Origin of the sequence: Ruminococcus sp. AF17-1AC (assembly GCF_003461385.1) — a bacterium.
Lineage (GTDB): Bacteria > Bacillota > Clostridia > Oscillospirales > Ruminococcaceae > Hominimerdicola > Hominimerdicola aceti.
Map to the genome: position 1 here is coordinate 16,251 of NZ_QTWZ01000017.1, position 15,244 is coordinate 31,494.

Annotated in this window: 13 protein-coding genes; 8 read left to right on the plus strand and 5 right to left on the minus strand. The window is 44.8% G+C overall.

The features are described 5' to 3' along the window. Positions 1 to 3 precede the first annotated feature (3 nt). Genes DWW81_RS10565 through DWW81_RS10600 form a run of 8 tightly spaced genes read left to right on the plus strand, consistent with a single transcriptional unit; the run spans position 4 to position 10,549 of the window. The gene (locus tag DWW81_RS10565) at positions 4 to 999 is read left to right on the plus strand and encodes an ABC transporter ATP-binding protein (protein ID WP_117897708.1); all 996 of its coding nucleotides are present in this window, start codon (positions 4 to 6) and stop codon (positions 997 to 999) included. Beyond that, complete coding sequence (locus DWW81_RS10570; protein WP_117897709.1) at positions 996 to 2,015, plus strand: ABC transporter ATP-binding protein; 1,020 nt, start codon at positions 996 to 998, stop codon at positions 2,013 to 2,015. The genes DWW81_RS10565 and DWW81_RS10570 overlap by 4 nt, the downstream gene beginning before the upstream one ends. A gap of 28 nt (positions 2,016 to 2,043) precedes the next feature. Continuing rightward, entirely contained in the window at positions 2,044 to 3,678 is a 1,635-nt protein-coding gene (locus DWW81_RS10575; protein WP_117897710.1) for an ABC transporter substrate-binding protein, read from the plus strand. A gap of 28 nt (positions 3,679 to 3,706) precedes the next feature. Then, entirely contained in the window at positions 3,707 to 5,377 is a 1,671-nt protein-coding gene (locus DWW81_RS10580) for an ammonium transporter (RefSeq protein ID WP_046441119.1), read from the plus strand. A 32-nt stretch (positions 5,378 to 5,409) separates the two neighbouring features. Further along, the gene (locus DWW81_RS10585; protein ID WP_038672593.1) at positions 5,410 to 6,309 is read left to right on the plus strand and encodes a MerR family transcriptional regulator; all 900 of its coding nucleotides are present in this window, start codon (positions 5,410 to 5,412) and stop codon (positions 6,307 to 6,309) included. A 2-nt stretch (positions 6,310 to 6,311) separates the two neighbouring features. Continuing rightward, the gene (speB, locus tag DWW81_RS10590; protein WP_181982723.1) at positions 6,312 to 7,409 is read left to right on the plus strand and encodes an agmatinase; all 1,098 of its coding nucleotides are present in this window, start codon (positions 6,312 to 6,314) and stop codon (positions 7,407 to 7,409) included. Between the two features lie 25 nt (positions 7,410 to 7,434). Further along, positions 7,435 to 9,189: an adenine deaminase C-terminal domain-containing protein gene (locus DWW81_RS10595; protein WP_117897712.1), complete on the plus strand. Its 1,755-nt coding sequence runs from the start codon at positions 7,435 to 7,437 to the stop codon at positions 9,187 to 9,189. Beyond that, a complete protein-coding gene (locus tag DWW81_RS10600) occupies positions 9,179 to 10,549 on the plus strand; it encodes an MATE family efflux transporter (RefSeq protein WP_117897713.1) in 1,371 nt (456 codons plus the stop codon). The genes DWW81_RS10595 and DWW81_RS10600 overlap by 11 nt, the downstream gene beginning before the upstream one ends. A gap of 193 nt (positions 10,550 to 10,742) precedes the next feature. On the opposite strand, the gene DWW81_RS10605 is transcribed toward DWW81_RS10600, so the two are convergent. From DWW81_RS10605 to DWW81_RS10625, 5 genes are read right to left on the minus strand one after another with little or no spacing between them, the layout of a single operon-like run. Next, positions 10,743 to 11,012, minus strand: a complete 270-nt coding sequence (locus DWW81_RS10605; RefSeq protein ID WP_117877033.1) for a hypothetical protein — start codon at positions 11,010 to 11,012, stop codon at positions 10,743 to 10,745. 13 nt (positions 11,013 to 11,025) lie between these two features. Further along, the gene (locus tag DWW81_RS10610) at positions 11,026 to 11,517 is read right to left on the minus strand and encodes a gamma-glutamylcyclotransferase family protein (protein ID WP_117897714.1); all 492 of its coding nucleotides are present in this window, start codon (positions 11,515 to 11,517) and stop codon (positions 11,026 to 11,028) included. Between the two features lie 12 nt (positions 11,518 to 11,529). Then, positions 11,530 to 12,642 (minus strand): amidoligase family protein, encoded by a 1,113-nt coding sequence (locus DWW81_RS10615; protein ID WP_117897715.1) that lies wholly within the window; start codon positions 12,640 to 12,642, stop codon positions 11,530 to 11,532. Between the two features lie 60 nt (positions 12,643 to 12,702). Next, positions 12,703 to 14,319, minus strand: a complete 1,617-nt coding sequence (locus DWW81_RS10620; protein WP_242989612.1) for a recombinase family protein — start codon at positions 14,317 to 14,319, stop codon at positions 12,703 to 12,705. Then, positions 14,258 to 15,196, minus strand: a complete 939-nt coding sequence (locus DWW81_RS10625) for a recombinase family protein (protein WP_117897717.1) — start codon at positions 15,194 to 15,196, stop codon at positions 14,258 to 14,260. The genes DWW81_RS10620 and DWW81_RS10625 overlap by 62 nt, the downstream gene beginning before the upstream one ends. Between the last annotated feature and the right edge of the window lie 48 nt (positions 15,197 to 15,244).

Genomic DNA, 15,244 nt, shown 5'->3' on the forward strand with positions numbered 1-15,244 from the left:
AAGATGAAAAAAGGAAACGTTCTTGAAATAAAAGACCTTTCTGTAGACTTTATGACAGTTAGAGGTATCGTATACGCCGTTCAGGGCGTTGACCTTGAAGTGAAGCAAGGGGAGATACACGGTATCGTTGGCGAGAGCGGCTGCGGAAAAAGCGTAACATCAAAGTCGGTCATAAGGCTCCATAACGAGGAGACCACCAGATATGCAGGGGATATCTACATAAGAGATGACAGCGGCGAGAAAGACGTTCTTGCAATGAACAACAGACAGCTCCGTGATTTCAGGGGCAGCACAGCCGCAATGATATTCCAAGACCCTATGACTTCCCTTGACCCTATCATGAAAGCAGGCGAGCAGATAGCGGAAATGCTAAGGTCGAAGAAAAACTTAAATCGCCGTGAAGCAAGAGAAAAGGTCATCGAGATGTTTGAAAAGATAGGCATAACACCTGCTGAGAAAAGATACGAGCAGTATCCGTTTGAAATGAGCGGAGGAATGTTACAGAGAATAATGATAGCAATGGCGCTTATATGCGAGCCGAAGCTTCTTATTGCAGACGAACCTACCACGGCGCTTGATGTTACTATCCAGGCGCAGATACTAAAGCTTATAAAAAAGCTCCAGCAGGAGAGCGGAACGTCGGTAATATTCATCACTCACAACCTTGGTGTTGTGGCTGAGATTTGCGACAGCGTAACTGTAATGTATGCAGGAAAGGCTGTTGAGACCGCAAGCGTTGTGGATATTTTCGACCACCCTGCTCACCCATACACAAAGGCGCTCCTTGAAAGCAATCCAAGAGAGAGCGACACAGAAAAAAGAATGAAAAGCATACCTGGCAGTCCTCCGCTTCTGTATGAAAAGTTCAAGGGCTGTGCCTTTGCACCAAGATGTAAGTATGCTGACGATAAATGCAGAAGCTGCGTGCCTGTTACAGAAAATGTGTCTGAGGGACACAGCACAGCTTGCTTCAAGTGGCGGGAGGTGACATCACAATGAGCAAAGAAAAAGACAGACAGCCTTTTATAAGCGTCAGAGATCTGAAAAAGTATTTCTGCCTTGACAATTACAAGCTTGCAAAGGCAAAGGCGAGATATATCCACGCTGTTGATGATGTTAGCTTTGATATCTATAAAGGCGAGATATTCGGCATAATAGGCGAGAGCGGCTCGGGCAAATCAACCATAGGAAGATGCGTTCTGAAGCTTATCGACGTTGATTCAGGCGAGATATATTTAGACGGCAAAAACATAACTCATGTGAGCCGAAAGGAACAGCAGGAGCTGCGTTCAAGAATGCAAATGGTCTTTCAAAACCCTCTTGCTTCCTTTGATCCGAAAAAGACTATACGCTTTAGCCTTGAAGAATCTGCAAAGGTGCATAAGATAAAGCCTGAGGTCTACAAGGCGAGGATAAAACAGCTTATGGAGTATATAGCGCTTCCGGAGGACTTGCTCACAAGATATCCTAAAGACCTTTCGGGCGGTCAGCTCCAAAGGCTTGCAATAGCAAGGGCGCTTATGCTGGAGCCTGATTTCATTCTTGCAGACGAGCCTGTTTCGGCACTTGACGTTTCTGTGCAGGCGCAGATATTGAATCTTATGCTCGACCTGAAAGAGGATAAAGGGCAGACGATACTTTTTATCTCCCATGATCTGAACGTTGTCCGTCACGTTTGCGACAGGATAGCGGTGGTATATCTGGGAGCGGTAATGGAAATGGGTACGGTGGAGCAGATCTATAACAGCGTTGCTCACCCTTACACTCAGGCACTTATTTCAGCAAAGCCAAAGGAACACCCTCTTGAAAATAAGAAGCATATCCTGCTGGAGGGAGATATACCGAACGCAGTGGATATCCCCGAGGGCTGTCGCTTTGCAGGCAGGTGCAGATATTTCAAAGAGGGCTTGTGCGACAACCGCACGCCAAAGCTCAAAGACATTGGAAACGGGCATTACGTTGCTTGTCATTTCCCACTAGGCATTGACCGCAGCAAGACTGCTGCTGATATGTAATAAATCTTTTGAAGAAAGGAAAGTTATCATGAAAAAATTCTCACGCAAGATCGCGGCCGCTGCTGCATTGGCAATAACAGTTTCAAGCTGTATGACAGGCTGCTTTAACAACACAGGTTCCGGTTCAGGCTCAGGTTCTTCAGGAGGAAATTCAGAGACAGTTCTCAGAGTAGGCTATACTCAGGAACCGTCATCGTTTGACCCTGCCGACTTCACTATCGTGGCAGCAACTCTCACAGGTTATGACTGCTATGACACGCTTCTTAACTTCTCACATGACGGCACAAAAGTTGAGCCTGCCCTTGCAGAATCTTGGGAGCAGGTTGACGATACTACATACACATACAAGATAAGACAGGGAGTAAAGTTCTCAGACGGCAATGAAATGACAATGGACGATGTGCTTTATTCTCTTAACAGAGTAACAGAAGACAACTATTATATGAGCTATCTTTTTGCAAACGTTGACAGCTTTGAAGCCGACAACGATACTTGGACGCTTACAGTTCATCTTAAGCAGCCTGACTCATCGTGGCAGTATGTTCCTGCAACATCAGCCTGCACTATAGTCGAGAAGTCTGTAACAGAGGAGCAAGGCGACAAGTACGGCACTGCTGACGGAAAGACTGTCGGCACAGGTCCTTACAAGCTTTCTTCATGGTCATCAGGAAGCGAGATAGTTCTTGAAAAGAACGAAAACTGGTGGGGCGACCCTGATACTCTCGATATCGACAAGGTAGAATATTATGTTATCGAGGACGAAAGCGCATTAGCACTTGCGGCAAAGGGCGGACAGATAGACTTTGTCGAGGGTATGTCAAACAGCGTTATGTCTGTATATCAGAGCTGTCAGAACTTCAATATCCTCTCATGCGAGGGAACGACTTCAAACTATATCGCATTCAACACAGCTTCAAAGCCGTTTGATGACGAGTGGGCAAGAAAGGCTGTTGCATATTGTATCGACCGTTCCCAGATAACAACAACTATCGGCGGCGATTATGCAAAGCAGTCGGCTGTTGTTCCAATGAGCGAATCCATGATGTATATGGATAAGGCTAAGTGGGATTCAACTATCGCCGAAAGCGATGTTTATACTCAGGATTATGACAAGGTAAAGGAATGTCTTGCAAAGTCAAAGTATCCTGACGGCTTTGAGTTTGATTTCTATACGACTTCACAGACGCAGAAGCAGACTGAGCTTCTCAAGTCAATGGTAGACGCAAGCGGCTCTATCACAATGAATCTTGTGGAAGTACCTGACAGCGATATCTTCAGCTATATGTTCGGCTACAAGACAAAGGATAACGGCGAGAGATATTACAACGCAGTCGGCACATACATGATGTCAGACTTCCTTGATCCTATGGGAATGTTAAAGACATTATATGCAGGCTCTAACGCTTGCGAGGGCGGAACGAATGAAACACTTTGGACAAGCACAGAAGCAGACGGACTTCTTGATAAAGCGGCTCAGACAACAGACGACGCTGAGAAAATGGGTTACTATACTGACGCATATAAGATATTTGCTGACCAGTGCCCTTACCTTGGACTTTACACATCATCTGATGTTTACGCAGTAAGCGACAAGTTCACATATGACCCAAGCCCGATGTTCTGGTATAACTTCAGTTACGCAGACGTTCATGTGGCAAAATAAGAAATAATATGAAAAAGGAAGTGCGATAATGTATTCATCTCTGGATACCGTGTGGGTTCTTCTCTGCACAGCTTTGATATTCTTTATGCAGGCAGGCTTTGCAATGCTGGAAACAGGCTTCACCAGAGCAAAAAATGCAGGCAACATAATAATGAAAAACCTTATGGATTACTGCATAGGCTCTGTTCTTTTCTGGGTTATCGGCTTCAGCTTTTTGTATGGCGACTCCATAGGAGGATTTATCGGAACGCCAAGCCTGTTCGCAGCAGGAAAGTTTGCAGCCGCAGGCGATCTGCCTAAGCGAGTGTTCCTTATGTTCGCAACTGTCTTTTGTTCAACTGCCACGACTATAGTTTCAGGAGCAATGGCAGGCAGAACAAAGTTCAAGGCTTATCTTACATATTCGGCTGTTATGAGCGGAATAGTTTATCCTATAACAGGTCACTGGATATGGAACAGTGCGGGCTGGCTCAAAAGTATAGGCTTCCACGATTTCGCAGGCGGAACTGCCGTTCACGTTGTTGGCGGAACAACCGCACTTATAGGTGCGCTGCTTGTGGGAGCAAGGATAGGCAAGTTTGATAAAAACGGCAAGGCGAGAGCCATACCGGGACATAATCTCACTATCGGAGCTTTGGGCATATTCATTTTGTGGATAGGCTGGTTCGGATTTAACGGTGGCTCGCTTCTCACCGCTCAGGGCGACAATGCGGCGGCAAAGCTTGGGGATATCTTCTTTAACACAAACATATCTGCGGCGGCTTGCGCAATAGCTGCAATGTTCATCACATGGGTGCGCTACGGCAAGCCTGACGTGACAATGACCCTTAACGGAGCACTTGCAGGACTTGTGGCTTCAACCGCAGGCTGTGATACAGTTTCAGCAGGAGGAGCATTCTTTATCGGCATAACAGCAGGCTTTGTAATGGTGTTTGGTGTTGAGCTTATAACAAAGCTAAAGGCTGACGACCCTGTGGGTGCGGTGAGCGTTCACGGTCTGTGCGGAGCATGGGGAACGCTTATGACGGGCGTTTTCGCAAAGAAAAGCGGTCTTATATATTCAGGCAGCCCGAAGGATCTGCTTATACAGCTTGCAGGCGTGCTTTCAGTGGCGGCATGGACAGCGCTTATTATGGTGATAGTGTTCACAGTGATAAAGAAAACGATGGGTCTGAGAGTTAGCGAGAACACAGAGATAGTTGGTCTTGACAAGTGCGAGCATGGACTTTCAAGCAGCTATGCGGATCTTCTCAACACGGCTCAGTTCATCACCGCTGCCGCTGACGAGCCTTCAAAGGTGAGGGCTATAGACGAAGCCTCAGAGCTTAACGCTTCTGACTACAAGGCGGACGGAAAGATGCACAAGGTGGTCGTTCTTATGAACGTCGCAAAGTTCGAGATGCTGAAAAATGCTTTGGATAAGCTTGATATAACAGGTATGACAGTTACGCAGGTGAGCGGCTGTGGAATACAAAAAGGAAGCACTGAGCTTTACAGAGGCTCTGAGCTTGAATCAAGGCTTCTGCCTAAGATAAAGGTGGAGATAGTTATAAGCACTGTTCCTCTTGGACTTCTTATCGACACTATCAGAAAGGTGCTTTATACGGGCAAGATAGGCGACGGAAAGATATTTGTTTATGACGTTGCAAACGTTGTGAAGATAAGAACAGGGGCAGAGGACGAGCAGGCTCTTGAATAAGCTGCCATAATAATTGGAATGGGGGACAAGATATGACTGATGATATGAAATACACTGTGTTTTATACAGACGAAAACGGACAGCTTGTCCCGAATGGGGAAAAGCTTCTGAGCATAACCGAGATAGCAAAGTATCGAAACATACCTACAGAACGGCTTAGATATTACGATAAGATAGGGCTGTTAAGACCTGACTATGTTGACAAGCTCACAGGGCGGAGGTTTTATTCGGCACAGCAGTGTGAAAAGCTTGGCACTATAAAAGAGCTTCGCAGGCTGAACTTATCACTGAAAGAAATAGAGGACTATTTCAGCGACAGAAACCTTGAAAAGTCCGAGCGTGTTCTCAGACAGCGTTATGAGCTTTTACAGCAGGAGATAGCGGATAAGCTTGAAATAAGCCGTGTGCTGAAAGAAAAGCTTAAATTTATCAGAGAGCTTAACAACACAGACTTCAAGCTTGACGACCCTGTTATAAAGGAGCTTCCTGAACGATATGCTCTCAAAGGGGAGAGCAACAAGTTCAGAACAAATCTCACCGGTATAGAGTTTATGAAGCTTGAGGAGGCTATAGGCGGAACTTCACCTGTGCTTGCCACTGATAAGGTGGCAATGACCATAAAAAACTCAGTTGACCCTGACGATATGGATTCCGAGGTCTGCCCTATGGTGTTCTGCTCGGCAGATCAGGCTGACAAGGAAAGCTTCACAACAGTGGCAGGAGGAAAATACGTTTGCGCTTTTCACAGGAATTGCTACAGCTATTTCGGTGAGCTTATAATGAAAATGCGCTGCCTTGCACAGGAGCATGGCTACACCCTTGGAAGCGTCGGGGTGATGATATACCGTATAGACATAACCCTTACGGACAACAGTGATGAAACTATTGCGGAGCTTCAGTTTCCGCTTATAAAAGAAAGCAGGGAGAAATGATCATGATAGACAGAAATGAACTGCACGCCATGAAAACGGCGGCAAGATTTGATGAATTTGGCAACACAAGATTTCCTACAATGGCAAAGAGAGCCGTTGAGTATGGATTAGAGCCTGCGGACAGCATTAAAAGCGAGGGCATGAGCTGTTTTGCAAGAACAAATCTCGGCCCTACATACACAAGCCACGAAACTTTTCTCAGAAGCCCTTTCTGCGAGGATATCCATAAGGTGTCGGAATATGACGTTGCAGTGGTGGGTATCCCATATGACAGCGGTGCGTCAAACCGTTCAGGCACAAGACTTGGCCCTGCCGGAATAAGACACGCTTCTTCGCAGATATCCCCTTTCAACCCTGACTATGGCGTTGACCTATACGAAAACATAAAGCTTTGCGACGCAGGAGATATTTACACACTTCCTGCAAATGCCGAAAAGACCTTCGACCAGATAACAAAGGGCATAGGCTATATATTCTCTCATGGAGTAACGCCTATCGTTCTTGGAGGCGACCACTCTACCACTTTCCCTACGCTCAGGGGCATTTCAAAGTATATCGACGGCAATATCGGCGTTATCCATATCGACCGCCACAGCGATTGCGACGCTATCCAAATGGACGAAAAAATGCACGGCACAGAATGGTATCATTCCACTCACTTGCCAAACCTTAGTGCAAAAAATCTTGTGCAGATAGGCATAGGCGGAAATTGCTGCAAGTCATGGTCAAAATTCACCCGTGACAGCGGCTGTACTGCGATCTCAATGGAGGATATAGACAAGTATGGTATTGACAAGGTGGCAGAGCTTGCCCTTGATATCGCATGGAAAGGCTGTAAGGCAGTGTATGTGAGCCTTGATATAGACGTTCTGGAAGCTGCTTTCTGCCCGGGTACTGGCACACCTGATTTTGGCGGTATGCTCCCGAGAGAGCTTTTAAGGCTTCTCAAGCTCGTGACAGCTCCCGGTATCTGTGGAATGGACGTTGTGGAGGTATCTCCTCCGTTTGATGTGAGCGAGATAACTTCACTTGCGGCGTCAAGATGTATAATCAATGTGCTTTGCAATCTTGCGCTGAACAAGTCGCTATATAAACACTGATAATAGTATCTGAAAGAGGCAGCTTATGAATGATCGGCAGCTAAAGGAACTTATACTGGCGGCTAAGGGTAAGCTGCCTTTTGATATTTATTTTTACAACGCAAGGATAGTTGACGTTTACAGAGAGAGTGTCATAGACAGCGGCTCGGTGGGGATAAAAAACGGAATTATCGCCGCAGTTTGCCCTGACTTTGAGCCTAGAGCAACAGAGTTTATTGATTGCAGAGGAATGTATCTTGCGCCTTCTTTTATCGACGCTCATATGCACATAGAGTCCTCAAAGCTCACGCCTTTTGCATACTGCGAGGGCGCAGTGCCACACGGAACGGGCTGTGTATTCTTTGACCCTATGCAGATGTCCAATACTCTTGGTCTTAAGGGCATAAAAGCTATATGCGAAATGCTTGGGGAAATGCCCGTAGAAAGCTTTTTGCAGCTTTCTTCGCAGTATCTTTCCACCCTGAAAACGCAAGATGATATCATAGATGTTATCAAAGAGTGCAGGGCGAAAACTGTGGGGGAGATAAGCGGTGCCGTGATCGGGAATGAAGAGATCATAAAGCTTCTCGGTGCGGCAAAAAGGGCAGGCGTAAAGGTGAACGGTCACTGTCCGTCAATGGGATTTCGTGACGTTCAGCAGGCGGCTTGCGCCGGGCTTTGTGACGACCATGAGTGCGAAAGCATAAGCGACCTTGAGCAGCGGCTAGCCTGCGGAATGGCGGTGTTGGTAAGAGAGGGAACTATAGAGCCGAACTGCCGAACTCTTTGCGAGGGGATAGTAAAAAATCATATCCCTACGGACGATATAATGTTCTGCACTGATGACAAGTCTGCGGAGGATATAAAGGTAAACGGCTGTATAGATAATGCTCTGCGCATTGCAGTGAAATGCGGTATTTCCCCTGTGACAGCGATAAAAATGGCAACTCTCAACGTCGCAAGGCATTATGGTGTTGATGATATCATAGGCTCGGTCGCTCCCTCAAGAAAGGCGAATTTTCTGCTTATGGATAGCCTTGAAAATATGACAGTGAAAAAGGTTTATCACCAGGGCAGGCTTGTGGCTGAAAACGGCGAGTTTCTTTGCAGGCATGAGTTTGACATAACTTGTTATCCTGAGTTTAAAAACACTGTGATATTGCCCAGAGGGCTTGACAGCCATTCTTTTGAGATAAAAGCAGGCTTTGAGAGGGGCTATGTTACTGCAAATGCAATTGAAATGCCCGAGGGTGGCATAGTCACAAGGCTTGTAAAAGGCAGGCTTGAAGTCAGCAACGGCATTGTATGCGGTGATACAAAAGCCGATATTCTGCCCATATTCGTTGTGGAGCGTTTCGGCAGGAGTGGTGAGATAGGCAGTGGTTTTATAAAAGGTCTTGGCATTAAAAGGGGAGCTGTTGCCGCAAGCTTTGCTCAGGAGAGCAATAATGTCGTTGTATCGGGCGTTGACTCTGCGGATATGCTTTGTGCTGTGAAAGCTGTTGAAGCGAACGGCGGCGGTGCGGCTATGGCTATTGACGGCAAGGTGGCAGGGCTTTACACCCTTCCTGTGGCAGGCATACTAAGCGGTGAAAACATCACGGGCGAGATAAAGGCACAGAAAGCTTTCAGAGAAGCCCTTGCCCTCACAGGCGGAAACATACAGCGTATGACGGTGGTGCTTACAGTGTCGCTGTGTCAGACTATCCCAGAGGTGGGGCTGACGGAAAAAGGGCTTTTTGACGTAAACCAGCAAAGATACATACCCACATTCACAGGCGGTGAAGAATTTGAAGAATAAGCCGGAAAATGTAATAATGACAGAGGGCGACCCTAAGAAAATAATATTCCGATTTGCACAGCCTCTTATATTTGCAAACCTTTTTCAACAGCTTTACAACACCATGGATACCATAATAGTGGGCAAGATAAATGGTGACGAAGCTCTTGCGGCGGTGGGAGTTTCCTTTGCAGTGACAATGGTCATGATAGCCGTTGCAACTGGTACGGGCATAGGAACATCGGTGCTTATAGCGAAATACTGCGGTGCTGGGAACAAGTCAAAGGTCAAGACGGGCATTTCCACTGTGCTGATATTTTCACTTATGGTCGCAGCGTTGATAGCTGTTCTTGGGGTGGTGCTTAGTATGCCGCTTTTAAGACTTCTGAAAACGCCGCAGAATATCATAAATGACGCTGCAAACTATCTGCGGATATATTCCTTAGGTATGCCGTTTATGTTTCTTTACAACGTGCAAGCGTTGGTATTTAGTGCCCTTGGCAACTCAAAGACGCCTTTTCATCTGCTTGTGATGTCCTCTTTGCTGAACATAGGGCTTGACCTTTTGTTTGTAGGTGGATTTTCCATGGGCGTATCAGGTGCGGCATGGGCGACTTTCATTGCTCAGGGAGTATCGGCAGTGATATCGTTTCTGCTTCTTGCTGATAAGGTATACATAAAAGACCATGAAAGAGCAGAGTTCAGCTTCTTTTCGGGGGCGGTGTTAAAAGAGATGTCTTCCTATGCGGCAGTATCGGTGATACAGCAGTCAGTGGTGTCGGTGGGAATGTTAATAGTGCAGTCTGCTGTCAATCCCTTTGGTTCGGACGTGCTTGCAGGGTACACGGCGGCTTCAAAGATAGATTCCTTTGCCATAATGCCGTTCATAGCTTGCGGAAATGCGGTATCCACCTACACAGCACAAAATCTTGGGGCGGGCAAAAAAGAGCGTATCAGAGAGGGCTACAAGGCGAGCGTGCTGTTATGCGCAGGCATATCGGTGATAGAATTTGCAGTGATAATGCTTCTAAGGCGGCGATTCTTAGGCTTTTTTATGGACTTGTCAAGCTCCTCAGCTTCCGCCATAGAAACAGGCATGGGCTACATGACAGACCTTGCGTTTTGTTACATGATAATGGGAATAAATTCAAGCTTCAACGGAATGTTAAGGGGGCTTGGGTGTTTGAAGCTATTTTTATCCGGAAGCATAATAAATCTCACGTTCCGAATTATTTTCACCTACGCTCTAGTATCGGTCATAGGCGTATCGGCAGTATGGCTGTCGATGCCGGCAGGCTGGGTTCTGAGTTTTATTTACGGGAGAGTGGGGTATAGGATCATGTGCAAGAAGAAAGATAGTGCAGGGATAAGCGATATATAATAGGTAAAGCATTAGCTTCCGAGCAGTTGTCAGCGGCTGTTCGGAAGCTGCTTTTATTGTAAAACAAAAAACTCGCAAACCCTCATAGATAAAGGATTTGCAAGCTTTCTAACTTGTCTTGCTGATACCAAATGGATGCATATCTAAAACGAGATAAATTATGACCATTCCGATTAAAAATTATTTCTACCGGTCAATGTTCATTGAACTCATCACTCATTCTACGGTATTCCTTCTCCTCACAGTCAATATAATCCTTAGCAAATTGTTCCACTTCTTCAAGACTGTCTTCCAGCAGTTCAAAATCCACCGCCGCCGAAAAAACATCAATCTCAAGCTTTTCAGACTCATCAGCAAAAACTTCTATAGTAAAGCCTTTACAGCGAATATCATTACCGTCCTTATCCTCCCGATGCAGATCAGTATCGGGAGATATTTTCACATAAAAACCATTGTATTTCATTCAACCACTCTCCTTAAAATTTCATCTGCATATCGTCGTCAAGATCATAATCCTCGTCAAATTCATCATTTACTGAATGTTCAATAAATAGTGAATTTTCCAGAGCTGTAATTAGGTAACTCTCGTCCAAACCGTTTTCTTTGTACCCTTGTAAAATAGTGTTATAATATCTGCTGCTCGGCGGAGAAAGCTCCCCATAATTTATCAGATATGCCATACCAGTACAAACTTTCCCATTCAATTCAAAGGACATATTTTCCTGCCTGTAAAACCTCGGATAGCCCTCGTATCTGTTGAGATTTGGTAAATCCCTTTCGTCAAGCTCCCATATCAGAACAGGAACGCTTGCCCCTTTATTCGGAACGATAGTCGCAACGCCTCTGAATTCCAATTCAAAATCCTTGATTTCTGATGTTCCTATAACCTTTGAGTGAGGACATCGATATGCCATTTGCTCCAAATTTATATTGCTTCCATATGCAATATATAGCTGTTTTTTACTCATTGTGACCTCCTGTTACATACTCATTTCAAACGATTCTTCTTGTTCATCTTCGTACTCCATAATTTCCTCACATTCGCTTTCTGACGGCTCAATGTTTTCGATGGGCGTTATCCCGTTTTCATCTCGAACCGCCGACACAGGCTCGACACGCTGCTCACGGACGGCTTGCCGTTCAGCTTCACGTTTTTCTTTCAGCTTTGCTCTTGCGGCTATTCCGTCCTCCGGGTGCCGCCATGCAATATCGCCATCCAAATGTTTTAGCAAATGCGTTCTGCAATTCTTGAACTCATCTCCGATAAGTCCAAGATTCAAAAGCCATACACGAAAGCTGTACCGCATATTATCGCTTTGCGAAACGTGCGGAGAACAGTATTTCTTAGTCATTGCCGCATTGCTTATGGCAAGCGCAAGAACTATCTGACTTCTTACCTCTCCTGCATGAAGACTTCCGTTGTATGCCCTTATCTCGTAATGACCATGCTGAAAGAATGAGTGCAGATTGCAGATAACATATCGGCTATTTGAGTAATGCTGAAACTGTTCGCTCATTCTGCCGTGATACCAAAGTCTCTTTATTTCTTCCATATCTTTAGGCTTTTTTCGGTTTATGTCCTCGATGAACTGCTTATCCATCTTGTGACAGTAGGATTCACGGGCAGAAGAAACCTGCAAAGCGTCCCACAGAAAGTCCTCCTTACTTGCAAAAATATTTACAAGATTGCGTATCTGCTGCGGAGTGTAATCGTCTGCCGAAATGTGAATATGCGTGCCTGCACAATATCTCGGACCCGTTACTCCGCCCGCTTTTCTAAGAACTCGTACAACCTCCTGCAAAAGCGGAATATCCTCATATTCAAGAACAGGAGAATTCATTTCCACACTGTAGGATTTGGACGCTCGGTCGCCGTTTGCATTGTAACAGCTGATACTTCCGTCGTACACAATAGACCAATCCCTTCTTTTAATATCTTTAACCGTATATTTATCATAAGCGCCACCCTCATGGACAACCTCTCCTCCCAGAACACCTGAAATTGCTTTTGCCGCCTGACAGCGAGTTAAGCCTGTCATTTCTATCTCAATTCCATATGAACGGTTTTTTATTCCTTCAAAATTTCCTGCCAATGTAACACCTCCCAACAAAAACAGCCTGCAGATTTCTCCGCAAGCTGTAAATTTTAATCGTTATTCAATTTCCGTTCTGACCTCGTATCCGCCCTTGAAAATTACCAGTATTTCGGTCTTACTCACAACCTTTACACATTCTATCAACTTGCGTATCAGCACATTATCAAAGGTTTCCAACTCAAACTTTTCATGCTCTATCATATCCATAATTTCATCAAGTTTCGCCTGTGTTCCTTCTGAAGTTTTGTTCTGCAATTTCAGATTTTCAAGCCGTTCGCTCAACTGCTGTTCTTCCGCATAAAGCTTTGCAAACTCACTGTCAAGCTTATCCTCATCGCAGCCGCCCGAAGCGATTAAGTCCACTAAATCATTTCTTGCTTGGTCGATTTCCCTAAGCCTTTTTTCGGCAGCTAAAATATCCTCCTGCCCCTGACATTCAAGCACAGAGCCGATATTTGCTTTCAAAATCCTCACAATATCATTTCGGCAGGAATAGTAGTTATTTATCGCCCGAATTATCGCCTTATGGAGTTGTTCTTCTTTTATCGTCGGCGAATCGGGACAGTACTTTTTGCCGTGTTCCAAACGGCTGATACATCGCCAGACAATTTGTTTTTTGCCGTTTCTTGACCATATCCTGCGTCTGTATGGAGTTCCGCAATGACCGCATATCAACAGCTCGGATAACGCATATTTTCCGCTGTATTTGCCTTGCTCAGTTTTGGTTTTATCACTGATTTTACGCTTGGAAGTTCGCCTTGCAAGCTCCTGCTGTACTCGGTTGAACGTGTCACGGTCAACTATCGGCGTATGATGGTCTGTCACAAGATACATAGGACGTTCACCGTTATTTTTCACCACTTTGTGAGTTATGCAGTCCACCGTAAAACTTTTTTGCAGAAGTGCGTCGCCGACATATTTTTCATTTTTCAGAATACGCTGAACCTCGCCTTTACTCCAAATATTTTTGCCTGTAGCCGTCCTTCTGCCCTGAGCCATAAGCGTATCTGCGATATTTAAAAGCGTGTATCCGTCAAGGTACATATTAAAAATCAGCTTAACTGTTTCCGCTTCTTCAGGAACTATTTCAGGCTTGCCGTCTGCACCTTTTTTGTAACCGAGAAGATATTTATACTGAAACTGTACCTTGCCCTCACGGTAAGCTTTTTCTTTTCCCCAGCTTACATTTTTGCTTATTGACTCCGATTCTGCCTGAGCAAAACTTCCGTACAGAGCTATCATAAATTCAGAAGTCATTGTCATCGTATTGATGTTCTCTTTCTCGAAAATCACTCCGATCCCGAGGTCTTTCAACTGTCGCACATATTCCAAACAATCCACAGTATTTCTGGCAAATCTTGATATCGACTTGGTAATTACAAGGTCGATTTTCTTGTTTCTGCACATACGGATCATGCGATTAAATTCGGTACGCTTTTTTGTCTGTGTACCGCTGATACCTTCGTCGGCAAAAATTCCGGCAAGAGTCCATTCTTTTTTGCGATTTATCAAGTCTGTGTAATATGCGATCTGAACCTGATAGCTGTTTTGCTGTTCCTCTTGCTCTGTACTTACACGGCAGTATGCCGCTACTCTCAATTGGTGATATTTATCACGGTTTATTTCCGTCTGAACTTTCGCAGGAATTATCGTTACATTCGATGCGGTTGACACAATTCTCATTCCTTTCTGATATGTTTTGGATGCGTGTGCCGTTGATTAATTCAACCTCTATGGTACAAAAATGGCTTATCAAAATCCTGTTTACGCAGGACTTAAATAAGCCAATATCGAGCGTATTTAATTGTTCGTGATTTTCAAGCAGAGCCTTGATTTCCGCTGTTTTCTGCGGACTGTCATTGTAAGTACAGCAATCGTATTTCAGCTCGGCAAGCCTGAAAATCTCAGCTTTCACTCTGTCAAAATCCATTTGAAGGGAATCTGTCATCTGATTAATTTCATTTTGTTTTCTAATCACATCTACAGTAGGGGAATACACGCTTATTTCACCGCTGTTTTCAATCAAACTTGGATTTGCAATAGCTGTGTTCAGAACGGTCAGCACTGCTCCTATTATCATTTGGTCGGTCAGTCGATATTCATATTTAAAGCAATCGGGATTTCCACAGTTCCAATATTCACGTCCTTTGCCGTTAGTTCTTCTGAAAAGCTTTTCTCCGCATTCAAGGCAGTATGTAACCTTTCTGATTTCCTGTAAATCATCGCATATCGAATTAAACGTAGTAGCTTTTCTCACTCGCTTTTCATTGGCAGTTTTAAAGGTTTCCTCATCAATTATCTGCGGATATTTGTCAGTTCCGAGATATTTCTCATTTTCGATTATCCGCTTGACCATATTTTTGTTCCAACGGTCGGAATCCTCGCTGTACCTGATTTTTTCAGACTCCATCAACTTTGCGATTTGCAGAAAACTGCTGCCATTCAGATATTCTCTAAAAATTTCTTCAACTGCGTAAACTTCTTTTGGTTCGGTCGTTATTTCGCCGTTTTTCATGCAGTAGCCGAACAAGATTACTCTGTTTCTTGCCATTGATATCACTCCTTTCAACCAACAAGGATACCACAAAATTCTGCGGAA

Coding starts and splice junctions, on each gene's coding strand:
- DWW81_RS10565 (WP_117897708.1), top strand. CDS start 4: ATGAAAAAAGGAAACGTTCTTGAAATAAAAGACCTTTCTGTAGACTTT.
- DWW81_RS10570 (WP_117897709.1), top strand. CDS start 996: ATGAGCAAAGAAAAAGACAGACAGCCTTTTATAAGCGTCAGAGATCTG.
- DWW81_RS10575 (WP_117897710.1), top strand. CDS start 2,044: ATGAAAAAATTCTCACGCAAGATCGCGGCCGCTGCTGCATTGGCAATA.
- DWW81_RS10580 (WP_046441119.1), top strand. CDS start 3,707: ATGTATTCATCTCTGGATACCGTGTGGGTTCTTCTCTGCACAGCTTTG.
- DWW81_RS10585 (WP_038672593.1), top strand. CDS start 5,410: ATGACTGATGATATGAAATACACTGTGTTTTATACAGACGAAAACGGA.
- speB (WP_181982723.1), top strand. CDS start 6,312: ATGATAGACAGAAATGAACTGCACGCCATGAAAACGGCGGCAAGATTT.
- DWW81_RS10595 (WP_117897712.1), top strand. CDS start 7,435: ATGAATGATCGGCAGCTAAAGGAACTTATACTGGCGGCTAAGGGTAAG.
- DWW81_RS10605 (WP_117877033.1), bottom strand. CDS start 11,012: ATGAAATACAATGGTTTTTATGTGAAAATATCTCCCGATACTGATCTG.
- DWW81_RS10610 (WP_117897714.1), bottom strand. CDS start 11,517: ATGAGTAAAAAACAGCTATATATTGCATATGGAAGCAATATAAATTTG.
- DWW81_RS10625 (WP_117897717.1), bottom strand. CDS start 15,196: ATGGCAAGAAACAGAGTAATCTTGTTCGGCTACTGCATGAAAAACGGC.